This window comes from Micromonospora sp. NPDC047753 (assembly GCF_040642735.1).
Taxonomy (GTDB): Bacteria; Actinomycetota; Actinomycetes; order Mycobacteriales; family Micromonosporaceae; genus Micromonospora.
Map to the genome: position 1 here is coordinate 1 of NZ_JBEYSL010000076.1, position 17,988 is coordinate 17,988.

The following is a 17,988-nucleotide window of genomic DNA, read 5'->3' on the forward strand; positions in this document are numbered from 1 at the left end:
GTCGTCGCTCCACAGGAAACAGCGCACCCCACGGTCGCCCTCCTCCCACTCCCGCTGCGACGGCGGATAGTAGGCGGCCGCCGCCACCACCGGGTCCGGACCGCTAGGTACGCGGCCAGGCCGAGCGGCCCGAGCAGGATGGTCAGCACCAGCACCGGAGCCATCACCAGCGCCGGCACCCCCCGTTCCCGGCTGTCCAACCACGCCCACCGCCCGACGAACAGATCGAATGCGATCATGTGCGCCCAGCCCGCCGCCGCACCGTCGGAGGTGCCGAGCAGGTCCCGCACCCCGGCCAGGGTCGGCGACGCCACGGCCGGCAGCACCTCGCCGAACGCCGGGAGCACCAGCAGCGCGTAGATCACCACGACCGGCAGCACGATCAGCGGCGAGGCGATGATCCGGGCGGTCCACGACCAGCGCGGCAACAGGATCATCAGCGCCCAGAACGGCGCGGCCACGGCGAACGTCAGGGAGAACAGCGTCGCGGTCACGCGGCCAGCGCCAGTTCCGGGCGACGCCGGCGGGCCAGCACCACGCCGGTCACGCTGGCCGCGGTCGCGACCACCAGTGCCGCGACCGCGGCGAGCGTGGCGGCGTCCGGCCGCAGCAGCGGCTGTCCGCGCAGCGCCTGCCACGTCAACAACACGGTGAGTACGCCGTACGCGGCACCCGCGACGGCAAGCAGCCGGACGCGGGTGCGCTCGTCCAATCGCGTCGCGAACCGGGTCAGCAGGATCGCCAGGATCGGCAACGCCTGGAGGGCGTGCAGCCCGACGAAGTGCCCGATCCGCAGGTCACCGCCGGTGGTGCTCCAGCCCACGATCGGCAACCCCGGCCCTCCGTCGGGCACGCCGACGCTGTGCGCCCCACCGATCCCCTCGATCCCCGGGTCCTGCATCGGCAGCGCCATCGGCACCGCCGCGAGCATGCCCAGCAGGGACAGGCCGAGCCCCCAGCCGACGGCGGTCGCGGCCACCCGATCGGGAATCCGCTGGATCAGGACCACGATCCCGATGACGAGGTGCGCGAAGAACAGCACCATGATGGCCGCGCCCATCACCGCGAACAGCGCGGTGTTCAGGGGGGTGCTGTCGTTGAAGTGGCTGGCCTGCCCGCGTATCACCTGACCGACTATCCACGCGTTTTCGACGACCGCCACCGCGACGATGATGACGACCGCCGTCTCGACGGCCCGGCTGCGTCGCGGCAGCAGGGAGAGCATCCAGGCGAGCGTCGCGCCGTACAGCACGAACGACACCGCGAACTTGAACGGCTTGAGCCAGATCGGCACCCCGGTGAGGACGCGCGGGTCGACGAGGATGCCGACGACGGCGACGACGCCGAGCACCGCCATCACGGATACCAGGAACATCAGTGGGCGGTTCCAGCGCGTCGCCCGGCGCAGAACTGTTGTCATGTCTGTAGATGCTCGTGGCCGCGTACGCCGATCGCGTCCGACCTCGAGCCCCGGTTGCGGCCGGTGGTCGGAGCGGTCCTCCTCCCCTGGTAGGAGACGAAACCCGTCGAAGCCGCTCGGTGGTGCTGGCACAATGACCGGCCTGCCGACCGGACCGGGAGTGACGATGACGACCAACGAGGACCGTGTCCAACCGAACGAGACCACGGTGCCGCTGCTGCACTGCCCCGCCCCGGAGGAGACCCTGGCGTTCTGGCGGGCGCTCGGGTTCGAGGTGACCTACGAGCAGACCCGGCCGTACGTGTACCTGGCGTTTCGCTGGAGCGGGTTCGACCTGCACTACGGGCCGGCGCCAAAGGATCTCGACCCGGCCAAGGAGCAGTCCGGCGGCTGCCTGGTGATGGTGGACGCGGTAAGGCCGTACCACGCGGCGTTCGCCGAGGCGATGCGCCGCAGCTACGGCAAGGTGCTGGTCAAGGGCCTGCCTCGGATGACCCGCTACCGCGCCGGGTCGTTGCGGTTCAGCATCGTCGACCCGTCGGGCAACTCCATCGTCTTCATCCAGCGCGACGAACCGGACGACGTGGAGTACGGCGGGTCGAAGGAGCTCGACGGGCTGGCCCGGGTGCTCGACAACGCCCGGATCCTGCGCGAGTTCAAGATGGACGACCGGGCGGCCTATCGGGCCCTCGACTCGGGGATGCGCCGTCGCGCCGAGGACACCCCGGTGGTCGAGCAGGCGATGGCGCTGGCCGGCCTGATCGAGTTGGCCACCGCGTTGGACAAGGCCGACCGGGTGCCCGAGTGGGGCGCCCGACTCCAGGCGCTGTCGCTGACTCCGGAGCAGCGGACACAGGCGGGGCAGTACGTCGCCGACCCCACTCTCCTCGAACCGTGGTGGCCCGACCCGCGCTGACCCCGGACCTCGCCGCGTCCGGCCTCAGCGATGGTGTTGTCGCCCGAATCAGTCAGGGCCGCACGTCGGTGTCGTCGTCGAGGACCTTCTCCGCCAGCCGCTCCGGGAACATGCGACGCACGCTCGCGGAGTATTCGCTCCCATCGCCGGGCTGCGTGACGCGATCACCGTCCACCCGGACAGGTACGGAGACTCCGGAGACGATCCCGACCCCCGGTGCTGCTTCGCAGTGCGCCCAGGCGAACGACGAAGAACCATCTCGCCCCAGCAGCCGAACCTCGCAGGTGCCTGGTCCGCCCAGCAACTCTACGGGGAGGAGCGTCGCGAGACGCGCCTCCTCAGCCTGCACCTCAGCCGCGTCCCGGTCGGGGAGTGCGTACGGCGGCTCGGAACAGCCGGTGAGCAGCCCGATCGCCAGACCGACCCAGACGGCGTGGTGGCGAATCACCAGCGCAGCATCCCATCCGGTGGTTCTGACACGCCATCACCGTCGGTTTGCGGACCGAGCGCCCGGTGCGCTGTGGCGTAAGAGCGCCACAGTCGCCCGTTCGTCTCGTGTTTTCGCAAATCGACATGGAATTACCGCTTTAGGGTAACTACGACCAACCCGCCTAGCTGCTCCGATAGGTTTCCAAGGAGAGGAAAACTCGTATTCCTCCCTTCGGGTGCATAAGGAGTCAGTGATGAAGCGCAGTGTCGCGCTCGCGGCAGCCCTCCTCGCAGGTCTGACCAGCATCGGATCGATCCCCGGGGCCGCCTTCGCCGATGGCGGCGGCCCCGGGTACCACGACGACCGCAAGGGGGGTGATCACCACGACAGCGACGAGGGCGCTGTCTTCGTCCAGACCAACAAGGCCGAGGGCAACACCATCAAGGTGTACGACCGCGACGAGGACGGCCGTCTCACCAAGGCGGGCGAGTACGAGACCGGGGGGCTGGGCGGCTTCACCATCGGCGCGCCGCTCGACGCGCTGGCCTCGCAGGGCTCCCTGACCTACCACCGTGGACTGCTGTTCGCCGTGAACGCCGGCAGCAACACCGTGACGGTCTTCCGCGTCGAGGGCACCAGGCTGCACAAACTCCAGGTCATCTGGTCCGGCGGTCTGCTGCCGGTCAGCGTCGCGGCCCGTGGCGGCCTCGTCTACGTCCTCAACGCCGGCGGCGAGGGCTCGGTGCAGGGCTTCGAGCTGCACAAGGGGCGCCTGTCGCGGATCGAGGACGCCAACCGGTCGCTCGGGCTGCACAACGGCAACCCGCCCGCGTTCGGGACCGCCCCGGCCCAGGTCAAGATCGACCCGGACAGTGAGTTCGTCCTGGTGTCGACAAAGGCCGCCAACGTCATGTTCAGCTACGAGATCGGTCGCAACGGCAAGCTGTCCCGCAACCCCGTCATCAGCGACGCGGGCAACACTCCGTTCGGTTTCACCTTCGACACCGATGACTCGTTGCTGGTCACCGAGTCGGGCGCGAACGCGGTCAGCCGGTTCGAGCTGGAGGACGACGGCGCGCTCGACCAGGTCGGCCCGTCGGTGCCCAACGGGCAGCAGGCGACGTGCTGGATCCAGCGTGTCGGCGACTACTTCTTCGTCGCCAACGCCGGCAGCTCCACCATCAGTTCCTACCGGGTCGACGACGACGGCAAGCTGGAACTCGTCAAGAACGTCGCGGCCGACACCAACGGTGGGTCGATCGACATGACCGCCAGCGACGGCTTCCTGTACGTGCAGAACGCCACCGCCGGCAACGTGCAGGGCTACAAGGTGCACGAGGACGGGTCCCTGAATCTCGTCACCACCGTGGAGGGTCTGCCCAAGTTCACCGACGGCATCGGCATGGAGGGCATCGCCGCCTCCTGAGCGCATCACCCGCTGGTCCCGGTCGTTCGTCGACCGGGACCAGCTTCGTCTGGTGGGTCGCCGGCCAACGCGTCGTCGTGCTGCGCCAGCGGGTCCTGTCTAGGAGGCCAACCGTTCGCGCTCGGTGCGCGTCGGCCGGGGGACTTCGGCGCTGCCGTCCGACGTGTTGATCTCCGACCAGACGGCGTCGAGGGAGAGTCCGAGGACGTCGGCGATCGCCGCGATGGTCGGGAAGGCGGGGGTGGCTATCCGGCCGGACTCGATCTTTCGAAGGGTCTCTGGCGAGACGCCCGCGTCCAGCGCGGTGAGGAGCATCGAACGCTCTCCACGGGCCCGACGCAGGAGCGCGCCGAGGCGCTGTCCGCGTTCGAGCTCTTCGGGAGTGAGCGGCAACCTGACCATGCCCCGATTCTAGTACCGGGATAATATGGCCGGGATACTTATTGGTTGCCAGAGGAAGGCGCTGCATGATCGAGATCCTGAGCCCCACCGACGTGCTGCGAGCGAAGGGCGCCGGCGCGCTGGTCGCCAGCATCCTGCAGACGCTGAAGAGCCGCTGCGTGGTCGGCACCAACCTCCTGGACATCGACCGGTGGGCGCAGGCCATGATCATCGAGGCCGGGGCGCAGTCCTGCTACGTCGACTATGAGCCGTCCTTCGGGCGTGGGCCGTTCGGCCACTACATCTGCACGTCGGTGAATGACGCCGTACTGCACGGGTTGCCGTACGACTACCCACTCGCCGACGGGGACCTGCTCTCGCTCGACCTCGCCGTCTCCCACCGTGGAGTCGTCGCGGACTCGGCCGTCAGCTTCATCGTGGGCGACGTGCGGCCCCCGGAGAGCGTCGCGCTGATCGACGCGACCGAGCGCGCGTTGCGGGCGGGGATCGCCGCCGCCGGCCCCGGCGTTCCCATCGGTGACATCTCCCACGCGATCGGCTCGGTTCTCACGGCGGCGGGATACTCGGTCAACACGGAGTTCGGCGGTCACGGCGTCGGATCGACGATGCACCAGGACCCGCACGTCTCCAACACCGGGCGCCCCGGTCGCGGCTACCGGCTACGCCCGGGGCTGCTGCTGGCGCTGGAGCCCTGGGTGATGGCGGACACCGCCACGCTGGTCACCGATGCCGACGGCTGGACCCTCCGCAGCGCGACGGGCTGCCGGACGGCGCACAGCGAGCACACCATCGCGATCACCGACGACGGTGCCGAGGTGCTGACCCTGCCGGCGCCCTGACCGACGGCCCGGCGGTCGACCCGCACCCACGGTTGACGATTAACCGGCCAGCCGAGGGGCAGGTCTCTGTGTGCCACCCCTGCGGGTCGCGTTCAGAATGAACCGATCGGTCATATTTTCCGTGATGACGGTCAGGGTCACCCACCAGAGTCGCGGAGGCACGATGTCAACGGTTCGAACTGGTCCGGTCATCGGACTGCTCGTGCAGATCGGCCTGCTGGCCCTGCTGGCGGAGACGGTCGGTCTGGGCACGGCGGGCTGGTTGGCGGGGCTGGCGTACGGGGTGGTCCTGTGCGCCCTGCTGAGCCGAGGGATGTCCCGCTCGGGCGCGGGTGCGCTCAGCCCGGCCGACCGGGTGACACTGAGCCGGGCGATCCTCGTCGGCGGCGTGACGGCCCTGGCCGCCGACTCGTTCGGCCGGTCGGCGCCGGTCACCCTGATGGTCGTCCTCACCAGCGTGGCGTTGGCCCTCGACGCCGTCGACGGGTACACGGCCCGCCGTACCGGAACCACCGGCGAGCTCGGCGCGCGCTTCGACATGGAGATCGACTCCGTCCTGGTCCTGGTGCTCTGCCTGCACGTGGCACCCGCCGTGGGTGGCTGGGTGCTCGTGATCGGCGCGATGCGCTACCTCTATTGCGCCGCGACCTGGGTGTTGGAGTGGATGCGGGGATCCGCGCCGCCGCGTTACTGGAGCAAGGTCGTCGCCGCGATCCAGGGCGTCGTGTTGACGGTGGCGATGGCCGACGTGCTGCCCGCGCCGCTGACGACAATGGTGCTGGTGGTGTCGGTGGGGCTGCTGGTCGAGTCGTTCGGGCGGGACGTGACCTGGCTCTGGACGACCCGGCACCGCCGCCGCGCCGTCACCCACGCCACCCCGGCCGCGACGGTCCACGCGGGCAGCTCGGCGAGCCACAGTGCCCCGAGCGCCGCGACGGCGCTGGGCTCGGGCCGGCCGGACGGGCTGCCCTGGTCGGACCGCCCCACGGTCACCGTGGCCCGACGCGGGACCGCCCGCGTCTGAGCATCCCGGATGCCGCGACCAACAAAGATCATGGAAGGATGCCCGGGTTGTCGCTCTTGACGCGCGTACGTCGGCTGCCGAGCCAGGGACGGAGGGCGATGGAGGTCGAGGTCTCGGACGGCACCGCCGACGGCACTGACGTCGAGGAGCGGCCGAAACGCTCCTTCGCCGCCCGGCTGACGACTGTGCTGGCCGCGCTGCTGGTGCTGCTCGTCCTCACCGTGCCGTACGACTACGGCCGGCTCAGCCCGGCGGCGTTCGCGCGGATCCCCCTGGAGGCGCTGCTGGTCGTGGCCCTCCTGCTCGCCCTGCCGTCTCGTGGCAGCCGGATGGTCGCGACGCTCGCCGGCGTGGCTCTCGGCCTGCTCGGCCTGTTGAAGCTGCTCGACCTGGGATTCACCGCGTCGCTGAGCCGGGCGTTCGACCCGGTGCTCGACTGGGCGCTCCTCGACGAGGGGTTCGCCTTCCTCAGCGAGTCGTACGGCCGGCCCGCCGCCATCGGTGCCGCGGTCACCCTGGCGGTGGTGCTCGTGGTCCTGCCGACACTTGTCACGCTGTCGATGCGGCGACTGCGGGGGGTGGTGGTCCGGCACCGCACCGGGACCACCCGGGTCGTTGCCGCGCTGGTGGTCGTCTGGGTGGCCTGCGCCGCGTTCAACGTGCGGGTGGTCGAGGGCGTACCGGTCGCCGACACCTCCGCGACCACCCTGGCCAACGGTCACGGCTTCCAGGTGCGCCTGCGCCTCGACGACCGCGAGACGTTCGGCGCCCTGATCGAGGCCGACGCGTTCGGCGACACCCCGGGCGACCAGCTGCTGACCGCGCTGCGCGGCAAGAACGTGGTCGTCGCCTTCGTGGAGAGCTACGGCCGGGACGCCGTCGAGGACCCGGAGTTCGCGCCGTGGGTAGGTGCGGTCCTCGACCGCGGCACCAGTCAGCTGAGCGCGGCGGGTTTCGCCGCGCAGAGCGGCTTCCTCACCTCGCCGACCTTCGGTGGCGGCAGTTGGCTCGCGCACGACACACTGCTCTCCGGCCTCTGGATCGACAACGACCAGCGCCACCGCACCCTGCTGGCCAGTGACCGGATGACCCTCAACCGCGCCTTCCAGCGCGCGAACTGGCAGACCGTGGGCGTGATGCCCGCCGTCACCAAGCCGTGGCCGGAGGGCTCCTTCTTTGGCTACGACCGGTTCTACGACGCCAGGACGCTCGCGTACCGAGGCCCGAAGTTCAGCTTCGGCACCCCGCCCGACCAGTACACCCTGGCCAGCTGGCAGCGCCTGGAACAGGCGAAGCGCGACGGCAACGTGATGACCGAGCTGGCGTTGGTGTCGAGTCACGCGCCCTGGACGCCCGTCCCGCCGCTGCTCGACTGGGCCGACGTCGGCGACGGCGCGGTCTACCGTGGGGCCGGCGCGGGCAGGTCGGACGACAAGCGCCGCAACACCGCCCAGATCCGGGCGGACTACCGAAAGTCCATCGAGTACACCCTCGGCGCGCTCACCTCCTACGTGCGGACCTACGGAGACGACGACCTCGTGTTCATCGTCCTCGGTGACCACCAGCCCGCCGCGGTCGTCACCGGCGAGAACGCCAGCCACGACGTGCCGATCTCGATCATCACCCGGGACCGGGCCGTGCTGGACCGGATCTCCGGGTGGGGCTGGCAGGACGGGCTGAAGCCCGGACCGCAGGCGCCGGTCTGGCGGATGGACGCCTTCCGGGACCGGTTCCTGACCGCCTTCGGACCGTGACCCGGCCACCTCTCTCACGGACTGGACCCAGACAGATGACGGCTAGCACCGCCACCAGGATCGCCGCGCTCCGGACCGACCCGGCCCTGTCCCTGCTGCACCGGTCGCTGGACGTCTACTACGGCGATCCCGAGCGGGACGCGAGGATGGACGCCTTCTACTCCCGCTTCGTCAGCGGCGGGGACCTCGTCTTCGACATCGGCTCCCACGTGGGCGATCACATCGCCAGCTTCCGTCGCCTCGGTGCCCGGGTCGTCGCTGTGGAACCGCAGCCGTTGTGTCTGCGCGCCCTGCGGGCGATCTACGCCGACGACGACCGGGTGACAGTGGTCGACGCGGCGTGTGGCGCGCTCCCCGGGCGTACCCGGTTGCACGTCAACTCCGCCAACCCCACAGTGTCCACCGCCTCACCGGCTTTCGTCCTCGCGGCAGAGGGCGCGGGCGGGTGGGAGGGCCAGGTGTGGGACACCGACATCGAGGTGGCGGTGGTCACCGTCGACGCGCTGATCGAGACGTACGGCGTGCCGGCCTTCACCAAGATCGACGTTGAGGGCTTCGAGGACGAGGTGCTGGCCGGCCTGAGCCGCCCGCTGCCCGCGCTGTCGTTCGAGTTCACCACCATCGCGCGTGCGGTCGCCGACCGGTGTCTCGATCGCCTGACCGCGCTGGGTTTCGACGGCTTCGACGTCGCGGTGGGCGACGACAAGTCGATGACCTTCCAACGGTGGACGTCCGCGACCGACCTGGCGACGCACCTGCACGACCTGCCGCACGCCGCGAACTCCGGCGACGTGTACTGCGTGTCCGGAAACCAGGCGGTCACCACCGACTGATCGGGTGCTGGCGGTGGCGCGGACCAGCGCGGGATGATCGACGTTCGTCTCGACGTCGAGCCGCGCCACGCGATCGCGGGGAAGAGGACCGATGACCCCGACACAGCTGCGCGCGTACGTCGCCGTGGTCCGGTTGGGCTCGGTCAAACAGGCCGCCGCGGAGCTTCAGGTCTCCGAGTCGGCGGTGTCGCTGCACATCGCCCAACTGCGCAAGGAGTTCGGCGACAAGCTCTTCGCCCGGACGGCGGCGGGCCTCGCGTTCACAGCGGGTGGGCTGCGGCTGGCAAGTCGGGCGGCCGAACTGCTGGGCCTGCAGGACCGCACCATCCTGGAGGTCAGCGCCGCGACGCGCGGCCGACGGATGCTGCGGGTCGCGGCGTCGAGCCTGTTCGCGGAGTTCGCCGCGCCGGGCCTGATCGAACTTTTCGCGAAGCGCGCCGCCGACCTCGACGTCGAGTTGAGCGTGCGCAACCCGGGGGCGTTCGAGTCGCTGCTGTTGACCCGCGCCGCGGACATCGCGATCGGGCCGCAACCGTCGGTCGTCCACAGCGCGATCGACTGCCGGCCGGTGATGAACTACCGGCTCGTGATCGCCGTCGGTCCGGAGCATCCACTGGCCGGCATGGCGGCGTCACCGGGGCAGCTGCGGGAACAGACCTGGCTGCTCGGGCCGTCGGCCGCCACCGAGTGGGGCGCGGTCCCGGCGCTGCTGCGCCGGCTCGCCGTACCGGACGAGCGGCAGCAGTTGTTCCAGAGCCACGCGGCCGCGCTGGGGGAGGCCAAGCGGGGCAGAGGGGTGGCGCCGGCCCTCGCGTTCACCGTCGCGCCGGACATCCGTCAGGGCCAGCTCGGGCAGGTGCTGGGGCCGCACGCGACGATGGAGGCGGTGTGGCATGCCCAGGTGCTCGCCACCCCCGGCTCGATGTCGGCAGCCGAGGAGCTGTCGCGCTTCTCGTCGACGCCGAGGGCGATTCAGGCGATGATGCGCGGCGCGGGCGTCAGCGTCGGCCATTTCCGGCCGTCGGTGCACGTGACGCTCTGGAGCTGACGGGCGACGACCAGCAGGTCCTGGAAGGTGCCGGCCGGCAGCATCCGGTCGCAGTAGGGAAGTGCGGCGGCCATCCCGCCGACGCGGGGGGCGAAGCCGGGCGCGCCGGCGCGGGGATTCAACCAGAGAATCCGGTACGCGCGGCGGCTCAGCCGGGCCATCACCGCTGCCAGGTCGGCGGGTGGATCGCTGTCCCACCCGTCCGACCCGATCACCACCACTGCCCCGCGTACGGCCTCCGCGTGGTGGGAGGTGAGCAGGGCGCGCAGGTTCGTGGCGATCCGGGTGCCCCCGTACCGGTCGGTCACGGCGGCGCTGGCCTGTGCGACCGCCTCTGCCGCCGAGGTGTGCCCGAGCACCACGGTGAGCCGGGTCAGCGTCGTGGCGAACGCGAACACCTCCGCGTCGGCGACCACCGCGAACGCCCGCATCAGGTGCAGGTACGCGGTGGCCTGCGCCCGCATCGACTCGCTGACGTCACAGAGCAGCACGACCCGGCGTGGCCGCCGTACCGGGCGCGCGCGGACGACCTCTATCGGCTCCCAGCCGGTACGCCGGGACCGGGCGATGGTGGCCCGCAACGCGATCCGGGCGCCGGCCGGCCCCACGGTGTGCCGCCGGGTGCGTCGGGTCGGCCAGCTGGCTACGGTCGCGCGCAGGGCGTCGCCGAGTTGCGTTACCTGAGCGCCGTCGAGTTCGTCGAACGGACGGTCGGCGAGCCCGGTGTGGGCGCTCGGGCGCCGCTCGGGCAGTCGCAGCGGGGTGTCGTGTTCGGGGGTCTCGGCGACCACCGGCGGCAGTGTCGCCCAGGGCAGGCCGCCGCCCGGCCCGGCGTCGTCGGTGTCGGCCGGCACCCGGACGTACACGTCGTCGGAACTGTCGGCCGGTGGCGCGGACCGCTGCGGTCGGGGCAACGGTGGTGGGTCCGCGAAGATCGCCGCGAAGACCCGGTCGAACGCGGGCACGTCGGTGTGCCGTCGCACCAGGCTGATCCGGGCGGTCCAGTAGAGCGACGACATCGAGTCGGGCGGGCTGGCGGCGAGCGCACGGACGAAGTCGTCGACGGTGGTCAGCCCGGCCGGAACCCCGGCCCGGCGCAGCCGGCTGGCGAGGGCCACCGCGAACGCGGCCCGGTCGACGCCGCGCAGCACGCCCTGGCTCACCGGCGCGCGACCAGCCAGGCGATCACCGCGCCGACCGCGACCAGACCGACGACCACCGGTACGAGGCGCTTGGTGACCGACCCGCCGGCGATGCTGAGCAGGTCGAGCGCCTCCGGCTCGGCGGTTGGCGCGACACGGACGGCATCGCCCGACGGCCCGACATCCGACGACGCGATGCCCGACGGCGCGTCCGGCGATGGAGCGTCCGGCGACGGCGGACCTGGCCGTGACGAGACCGGCGACGAGCCGACCGGTGACGGCTCGACGGGTGAGGGTGCCACGGCGGCGGTGCTGGGCGTGGTGGCGACCGCAGTGGCGGACGCGGCCGGAGTTGGCTCGATCGGCGCGGTGGACGCCGCCGGGGTTGACTCGGACGCCGGCGGGGTGGGCGCGGGCGGCGCGGCGGACGTGGCCGCCACGGGTTGGGCGTTCGGATGCGGGGCCGGCGGTTCGGCGGCGAGCTTGGCCTCCAGGTTCGCGACGAACTGGGCCAGCAGCTTGCCCGACACCTCCTTGATCATGCCGCTGCCGAACTGAGCCAGTTTGCCGGAGATCTTCAGGTCGGTGTCCACACTGACCAGCGTCCGGTCGCCGTCCGGCCGCAGATGGGCGGTGACCAGCGCGGATGCGGTGCCGGTCGAGCGGGCGTCACGGCCCTTCGCGTCGATCACCCCGCGATAGGCGGCGTCGTCCTTCTCGACGAAGCGGGCGGTGCCCGCGAACTCCGAGACGACCGGGCCGACCTTGACCCGCACCCGGCCCTGGTAGACGTCGCCGTCGACGTCGGTCAGCTGGGCGCCCGGCAGGCACGGCGCGAGCCCTTCCAGGTCGGTGAGCACCGCCCAGGCCCGGTCGATCGGAACGGTGACCGCGAACTCGTTGGTGATCTTCATGGTGGACTCTCCTGGTAGGCGCCGAGTGCGGCGGCGACCACGGCGCGGTCGTCGGGGGTCTTGGCGATGGTGCCGATGGTCTGCGCGACACCGTCGGCGGCCAGGTCGGTGACACCCAGCACGGACAGCGCGCCCACCCAGTCGATGGTCTCCGCCATGCCCGGCGCCTTCTCCAACTCCCGGTGGCGTACGCCGCCGACGAACTGCACGGCCGTCTGGATCAGCGGCCCGGCCGCGCCCGGTACGGCCCGGCGGACGATCTCCACGGCGCGGGCCGGTTCGGGGTACTCGATCCAGTGGTAGAGGCAGCGGCGGCGCAGCGCGTCGTGCAACTCCCGGCTGCGGTTGGAGGTGAGCACCACGACCGGTGGCGTCCGGGCGGTGAAGGTGCCGAGTTCGGGGATCGTGATGCCGGCCTCGCCGAGGAACTCGAACAGCAGCGCCTCGAACTCGTCGTCGGCCCGGTCGATCTCGTCGATCAGCAGCACCGGCGGGACGGGCCCCCGGTGGCGTACGGCCCGCAGGATCGGCCGTTCCTGAAGGTACTCGGCGCTGAACAGGTCCGCGTCGGTGAGCTGGGTGTGGTGCGTCTCGGCGAGCCGGATCGCCAGCAGTTGCCGCTGGTAGTTCCACTCGTAGAGCGCCTCACCCGCGGTGAGCCCCTCGTAGCACTGCAACCGGATCAGCGGTGTCTCCAACGCGAGGGCCAACGCCTTCGCGGCGGTGGTCTTGCCGACCCCCGGCTCGCCCTCCAGCAGCAGCGGCCGACCGAGGCGCAAGGCCAGGAACAGGGCCATCGCCATGCCGTCGTCGACCAGGTAGTCGACGGCGTCGAGGCGGTGCCGGACGGCCTGGGCGTCCTTCATGCCTCGCCCGCCAGCAGGCGCTCGTAGTCGGCCCGGGTGTCCACGTCGATCGGCACCGGCCCGTCGACTGTCACCTCGGTCACCGGGTGACGCCCGGAGTGCAGGAGCTTCCAGACGGCCTTGTCGCCGTGCAGGTCGTACAGCTCGGGCAGGACTTCACGGCCGAAGCGGAAGGGATGGCCCAGGCCGTCCGCGTACCGGCACACGGCCAGCGGGGTGCCGGCCGCGGCGACCCGGCGGACGTCCGCGGCGCGGACGCCGGGCTGGTCGCCGAGGAGCAGCACGATGGCGTCGGCGCGCGGGTCCACCGCACGCGCGGCGGTGCGCACCGACGACCCGCAGCCGGTGCTGAACGCCGGGTTCTGCACGACCTGGCAGCCGGTCAGGTCCACCCGGTCGCGGATGTCCCCCGCCGCGCCGCCCACTGTGACGAGCAACTGGTCGAAGCCGCACGCGCGGGCCAGGTCGAGGGTGGCGTCGAGCAGCGTCCGCCCCCGGTACGGGAGCAGTTGCTTGGCCTCGCCGAGCCGCACCGACGCTCCAGCGGCCAGCACCACGCCGGTCAGGAACACCTGTCACGCCGCCGTGAAACTCGCGAGGCAACCGGGGCAGCAGAACCAGAAGTCCTGCCCGTCGACGCGCGTGTGCGGCGTCTCTGCCCCGACCAGCACCGTCATCCCACAGACCGGGTCGACGGCCTGCTGCGGTCGGGCGGCCGGCGCGCCGGTGGCCGGGGCCAACCCGTCCACCCGGATGGCCCGGACCACCTCACCCATGATCGCCAGAGCGATCTCCGCCGGCGTACGCGCGCCGATCTCCAGCCCGGCCGGGGTGTGGACGCGGGCACGTTCCGCGTCGGTGAGGCCCAGCTCGTCGAGCAGGGCCACGCCGCGTCTACCACTGGCGACCAACGCGATGAACCCGACGCCGGCGTCGAGCGCGGCCCGGATCGCCTCCGGCTCGCCCTTGCCCAACCCGGCCACCACCACAGCGGTGCAGCCGGTGCTGTCGTCGGCGGTGACGACGTCGAAGTCGAGGAAAGCGGCCACTGTCGTCACGGCGGCGCTGATCGGGGTGTCACCGACCACGCGCAGCGCCGGCGCCGGCAGCATCGGCCGGAGGAAGACCTCGATCGCCCCACCGGAGTGGCACGGGTTCACCACCACCCGGGCCCCCGGCGTCTCCGGGAACGGGGTCGCGCCTTCCGGCAGCACCCGCAGCAGCAGGGCGGTGCCGTCGCGCAGGGCATCGAGGGCTGCCGCCCGCACCGAACTCTCCGCGCACACGCCGCCCACGAAGCCCTCGATCGAGCCGTCGGACCGGATCAAGGCGTCGTCGCCCGGCCGCGCCGACGTCGGATCCTGCGCGCGGACCACTGTGGCGTGGACGAACGGCTCCCGGGTGTCGGTCAGCTCCCGGGCGCGTTCGGCGATGGTGGTCATCCTCGGCTCCTCAGATCGGCGGCCGGGCCTGGCCGCGCATCGCGTCCCAGACCCGCGACGGCGTCAGCGGCATGTCGGCGTGGCGGACGCCGAAGGGCTTCAGGGCGTCGATGACCGCGTTGACGATCGCGGGCGGCGACCCCACGGTGGCGGACTCGCCCACGCCCTTCGCGCCGATCGGGTGGTGCGGCGACGGCGTGACGGTGAACCCGGTCTCCCAGTCGGGCACTTCGAGGGACGTCGGGATCAGGTAGTCCATCAGGGACGCGCCGAGGCAGTTGCCGTCCTCGTCGAACGCGATCATCTCCATCAGCGCCATGCCGACCCCGTCGGTCAGGCCGCCGTGCACCTGCCCCTCGATGATCATCGGGTTGATCCGGGTGCCGCAGTCGTCGACCGCGATGAACCGTCGGACCTTCACCTGCGCGGTGCCGGGGTCGATGTCGACCACGCAGATGTACGCGCCGTGCGGATAGGTCAGGTTCGACGGGTTGTAGCAGATCTGCGCCTCCAGGCCACCCTCGATGCCCTCGGGCAGGTCACCCGCGCCGTGCGCGCGCAGGGCGATGTCCTGGATCGTGACGGACCTGCCCGGGTCACCGGCGACGTGGAACGCGCCCTTCTCCCACTCCAGGTCGACGACCGACACCTCGAGCATCCCCGAGGCGATGATCCGGGCCTTGTCGCGAACCTTCCGGGCCACCAGGGCCGCCGCCGCGCCCGAGACGGGCGTCGAACGGCTGCCGTACGTGCCGAGGCCGAACGGGGTGTTGTCGGTGTCGCCGTGCAGCACCTCGATGTCCGCCGGCGGGATCCCGATCTCCTCGGCGACGATCTGCGCGAACGTCGTCTCGTGGCCCTGACCCTGCGACTGCACGCTGAGGCGTACCACTGCCTTCCCGGTCGGGTGGACGCGCAGCTCGCAGCCGTCGGCCATGCCCAGCCCGAGGATGTCCATGTCCTTGCGCGGCCCGGCGCCGACGGCCTCGGTGAAGAACGCGATGCCGATGCCCATCAGCTCGCCCCGGGCCCGCTTTTCGGCCTGCTCGCGGCGCAGCTCGTCGTAGCCGGCCATCTCCATCGCCAGCCGCATCGTCGGCTCGTAGTTGCCCGAGTCGTACACCCAGCCGGTCTTCGTCGTGTATGGGAACTGCTCCGGCTGGATGAAGTTCTTCAGCCGCAGCTCGGCCGGGTCCATGCCGAGTTCGTCGGCGAGGCAGTCGACGATCCGCTCGACCAGGTAGACCGCCTCGGTGATCCGGAACGAGCAGGCGTACGCGACGCCACCGGGTGCCTTGTTGGTGTAGACCGCTGTCATCTTGCAGTACGCGGCCTCGATGTCGTAGCTGCCGGTGAAGACCCCGAAGAAGCCCGCCGGGTACTTCACCGGTGCGGCGGTGCCGTTGAACGCGCCGTGGTCGGCCAGCACGTTGGTACGGATGCCGAGGATCCGGCCGTCGCGGGTAGCGGCGATCTCCCCGCGCATGATGTAGTCGCGGGCGAAACCGGTGCTGATCAGGTTCTCCGAGCGGTCCTCCATCCACTTCACCGGCTTGCCGGTCACGATCGAGGCGACGATCGCGCAGACGTACCCGGGGTAGATCGGCACCTTGTTGCCGAACCCGCCGCCGATGTCCGGCGAGATCACCTGGATCTTGTGCTCGGGCAGGCCCGCCACGATGGCGTAGAGGGTGCGGTGCGCGTGCGGGGCCTGGGTGGTCGACCAGAGTCGCAGCTTGCCGTCGACCGCGTCGTAGTCGGCGACCGCCCCACACGTCTCCATCGGCGCCGGGTGCACCCGGGGGTAGACGAGATCCTGGCTGACCACGACGTCCGCGCGGGCGAAGACCGCCTCGGTGGCCGCCTCGTCGCCGGTCTCCCAGTCGAAGCAGTGGTTGTTCGTTTTGCCGTCCAGATCGTCGCGGATCAGCGGTGCGTCCGACTCCAACGCCCGGCGCGCGTCGATCACCGGGTCGAGGACGTCGTACTCGACGTCGATCAGCTCCAGCGCGTCACGTGCCGCGTAGCGGTCGTCGGCGACGACGAACGCCACCTCCTGGCCCTGGAAGCGCACCTTGTCGGTGGCGAGCACGGCCTGCACGTCGTTGGAGAGCGTCGGCATCCAGGCCAGGTTCTGCTGCGCCAGCATCGCACCGGTCACCACCGCCCGCACCCCGGGCGACGCCTCGGCGGCGCTGGTGTCGATGCTGACGATCCGGGCGTGCGCCACCGGCGACCGGAGGATCGCGAGGTGCAGCATGCCGGGCAGTTGGACGTCGTCGACGTACCGGCCGCGCCCCCGCAGGAAGCGCGGGTCCTCCTTGCGCAGCATCCGGCCGTACCCGACGGGCTTCTGGTCGTTGTCGTGGAACGTGTCCACGCTCTCGTGCACAGTGGTCATGCGACGGCCTCCGCGGGCTGGCCGGCGTTGTCGATCTCGCCAGCCTCGGTTGATTCGGTGGTCTCGGTGACCTGGGCCGCGGCCTGCGCCTCGGCCACGGCGGCCCAGCGGACCGAGCGCACGATGGTGGCGTAACCCGTGCACCGACAGATCTGACCCGAGATCGCCTCCCGGATCTCCGTCTCGCTCGGGTCGGGGTTGCGGTCGAGCAGCGCCCGCGCGGTCATCATCATCCCCGGGGTGCAGAAACCGCACTGCAGACCGTGGCACTGCATGAACCCCTGCTGGATCGGGTCCAGCTCGGCGCCCTTGGCGAGGCCCTCGACGGTACGCACCTGGTGGCCGCCCGCCATCGCGGCGAGGACCGTGCACGACTTCACCGGCTCGCCGTCGAGCCAGACCACGCAGGTGCCGCAGTTGCTGGTGTCGCAGCCCCAGTGCGTGCCGGTCAGACCCAGCACGTCGCGCAGGAAGTGCACCAGCAGCAGCCGGCCCTCGATCTCCCGGGTGACCTCGACGTCGTTGACGGTCATGGTGACCTGCATGCTCAGCTCCTCGCCCGTTCGACGGCCCGGCGCAGGGTCCGCCGGGTCAGCTCGGCGGCCAGATGCCGCTTGTAGTCCGCGCTGCCGCGCTGGTCGGTCACCGGGTCGCAACTGTCCGCGGCGATCGCCCCGGCCTGCTCGTAGAGGCTCTCCGAGGGTTCCTGCCCGCGCAGCGTCGCCGAGATCGCCGGGATGCCGGTGGTGTTGGGGCCGACCGCCGCGAGCCCGACCCGGGCGTCGACGATCGCGCCGCCGTCGAGCCACACCGCCGCGCCGGCCGACACCACGGCCCAGTCGCCGGCCCGGCGCTCGACCTTGGCGTACGCGCTGCCACAGCCGGGCCGTACCGGTAGCCGGATCTCGACCAGGATCTCGTCGTCGGCGACGGCCGTCTCGTACGGCCCGACGTGGAACTCCTCCATCGACACGACCCGCTCCGCGCCGCCCGGGCCACGGATCACGCACCGCGCGTCCAGCGTCGTGCAGACCGCCGACAGGTCCTCGGACGGGTCGGCCTGGCACAGCGAGCCGCCCAGCGTGCCCCCGCCCGCCGGGTGCGCGGGGAGATCCGGGAGGTCGACCTGGC

18 protein-coding genes and 1 pseudogene are annotated in these 17,988 nt (G+C 71.3%); 7 read left to right on the forward strand and 12 right to left on the reverse strand.

Features of this window, described 5'->3' with window-relative positions; translation table 11 throughout:
* On the reverse strand, positions 1 to 494 hold a 494-nt coding region (locus tag ABZ749_RS09580), incomplete at its 3' end, for an ABA4-like family protein (protein WP_357225130.1).
* The gene (locus ABZ749_RS09585) at positions 491 to 1,420 is read right to left on the reverse strand and encodes a hypothetical protein (RefSeq protein WP_357225135.1); all 930 of its coding nucleotides are present in this window, start codon (positions 1,418 to 1,420) and stop codon (positions 491 to 493) included. The genes ABZ749_RS09580 and ABZ749_RS09585, both read right to left, overlap by 4 nt.
* A gap of 166 nt (positions 1,421 to 1,586) precedes the next feature.
* On the opposite strand from ABZ749_RS09585, the gene ABZ749_RS09590 reads away from it, so the two are divergent.
* Positions 1,587 to 2,336 (forward strand): glyoxalase, encoded by a 750-nt coding sequence (locus ABZ749_RS09590; protein ID WP_357225140.1) that lies wholly within the window; start codon positions 1,587 to 1,589, stop codon positions 2,334 to 2,336.
* Positions 2,337 to 2,388: 52 nt separating this feature from the next.
* Here ABZ749_RS09590 and ABZ749_RS09595 read toward each other — a convergent pair whose 3' ends face one another.
* Entirely contained in the window at positions 2,389 to 2,784 is a 396-nt protein-coding gene (locus ABZ749_RS09595) for a hypothetical protein (RefSeq protein WP_357225144.1), read from the reverse strand.
* A 235-nt stretch (positions 2,785 to 3,019) separates the two neighbouring features.
* Between ABZ749_RS09595 and ABZ749_RS09600 the strand changes: the two genes are divergently transcribed.
* The gene (locus ABZ749_RS09600) at positions 3,020 to 4,192 is read left to right on the forward strand and encodes a beta-propeller fold lactonase family protein (RefSeq protein WP_357225148.1); all 1,173 of its coding nucleotides are present in this window, start codon (positions 3,020 to 3,022) and stop codon (positions 4,190 to 4,192) included.
* Positions 4,193 to 4,291: 99 nt separating this feature from the next.
* Here ABZ749_RS09600 and ABZ749_RS09605 read toward each other — a convergent pair whose 3' ends face one another.
* Entirely contained in the window at positions 4,292 to 4,594 is a 303-nt protein-coding gene (locus ABZ749_RS09605; RefSeq protein WP_357225152.1) for a helix-turn-helix transcriptional regulator, read from the reverse strand.
* Positions 4,595 to 4,659: 65 nt separating this feature from the next.
* Between ABZ749_RS09605 and map the strand changes: the two genes are divergently transcribed.
* From map to ABZ749_RS09630, 5 genes and pseudogenes are all read left to right on the forward strand, one after another.
* Complete coding sequence (map, locus tag ABZ749_RS09610) at positions 4,660 to 5,433, forward strand: type I methionyl aminopeptidase (RefSeq protein ID WP_357225155.1); 774 nt, start codon at positions 4,660 to 4,662, stop codon at positions 5,431 to 5,433.
* A 163-nt stretch (positions 5,434 to 5,596) separates the two neighbouring features.
* Positions 5,597 to 6,271: pseudogene (locus ABZ749_RS09615) on the forward strand (CDP-alcohol phosphatidyltransferase family protein); the annotation flags it as partial.
* 284 nt (positions 6,272 to 6,555) lie between these two features.
* Entirely contained in the window at positions 6,556 to 8,211 is a 1,656-nt protein-coding gene (locus ABZ749_RS09620; RefSeq protein ID WP_357225158.1) for a sulfatase-like hydrolase/transferase, read from the forward strand.
* A gap of 35 nt (positions 8,212 to 8,246) precedes the next feature.
* The gene (locus ABZ749_RS09625; protein ID WP_357225161.1) at positions 8,247 to 9,044 is read left to right on the forward strand and encodes an FkbM family methyltransferase; all 798 of its coding nucleotides are present in this window, start codon (positions 8,247 to 8,249) and stop codon (positions 9,042 to 9,044) included.
* Positions 9,045 to 9,135: 91 nt separating this feature from the next.
* Positions 9,136 to 10,092: a LysR family transcriptional regulator gene (locus ABZ749_RS09630; RefSeq protein WP_357225165.1), complete on the forward strand. Its 957-nt coding sequence runs from the start codon at positions 9,136 to 9,138 to the stop codon at positions 10,090 to 10,092.
* Here the strand turns inward: ABZ749_RS09630 and ABZ749_RS09635 are convergent.
* The 8 genes from ABZ749_RS09635 to ABZ749_RS09670 all read right to left on the reverse strand — a co-directional run.
* Positions 10,017 to 11,255, reverse strand: a complete 1,239-nt coding sequence (locus tag ABZ749_RS09635) for a VWA domain-containing protein (RefSeq protein ID WP_357225170.1) — start codon at positions 11,253 to 11,255, stop codon at positions 10,017 to 10,019. The two genes, ABZ749_RS09630 and ABZ749_RS09635, sit on opposite strands and share 76 nt — an antisense overlap.
* Complete coding sequence (locus ABZ749_RS09640) at positions 11,252 to 12,148, reverse strand: SRPBCC family protein (RefSeq protein ID WP_357225174.1); 897 nt, start codon at positions 12,146 to 12,148, stop codon at positions 11,252 to 11,254. The genes ABZ749_RS09635 and ABZ749_RS09640 overlap by 4 nt, the downstream gene beginning before the upstream one ends.
* Positions 12,145 to 13,014: a MoxR family ATPase gene (locus tag ABZ749_RS09645; protein ID WP_357225178.1), complete on the reverse strand. Its 870-nt coding sequence runs from the start codon at positions 13,012 to 13,014 to the stop codon at positions 12,145 to 12,147. Before ABZ749_RS09645 ends, ABZ749_RS09640 begins: the two co-directional genes overlap by 4 nt.
* Positions 13,011 to 13,586 (reverse strand): nucleotidyltransferase family protein, encoded by a 576-nt coding sequence (locus ABZ749_RS09650; RefSeq protein WP_357225182.1) that lies wholly within the window; start codon positions 13,584 to 13,586, stop codon positions 13,011 to 13,013. Before ABZ749_RS09650 ends, ABZ749_RS09645 begins: the two co-directional genes overlap by 4 nt.
* 3 nt (positions 13,587 to 13,589) lie before the next feature.
* On the reverse strand, positions 13,590 to 14,456 hold the full coding sequence (locus ABZ749_RS09655; protein WP_357225186.1) for an XdhC family protein: 867 nt from the start codon (positions 14,454 to 14,456) through the stop codon (positions 13,590 to 13,592).
* 10 nt (positions 14,457 to 14,466) lie between these two features.
* The gene (locus tag ABZ749_RS09660; protein WP_357225189.1) at positions 14,467 to 16,857 is read right to left on the reverse strand and encodes an aerobic carbon-monoxide dehydrogenase large subunit; all 2,391 of its coding nucleotides are present in this window, start codon (positions 16,855 to 16,857) and stop codon (positions 14,467 to 14,469) included.
* Complete coding sequence (locus ABZ749_RS09665) at positions 16,854 to 17,402, reverse strand: (2Fe-2S)-binding protein (RefSeq protein WP_357195947.1); 549 nt, start codon at positions 17,400 to 17,402, stop codon at positions 16,854 to 16,856. The genes ABZ749_RS09660 and ABZ749_RS09665 overlap by 4 nt, the downstream gene beginning before the upstream one ends.
* A gap of 2 nt (positions 17,403 to 17,404) precedes the next feature.
* The coding region (locus ABZ749_RS09670) for an FAD binding domain-containing protein (RefSeq protein ID WP_357225194.1) at positions 17,405 to 17,988 on the reverse strand (584 nt) is incomplete at its 5' end.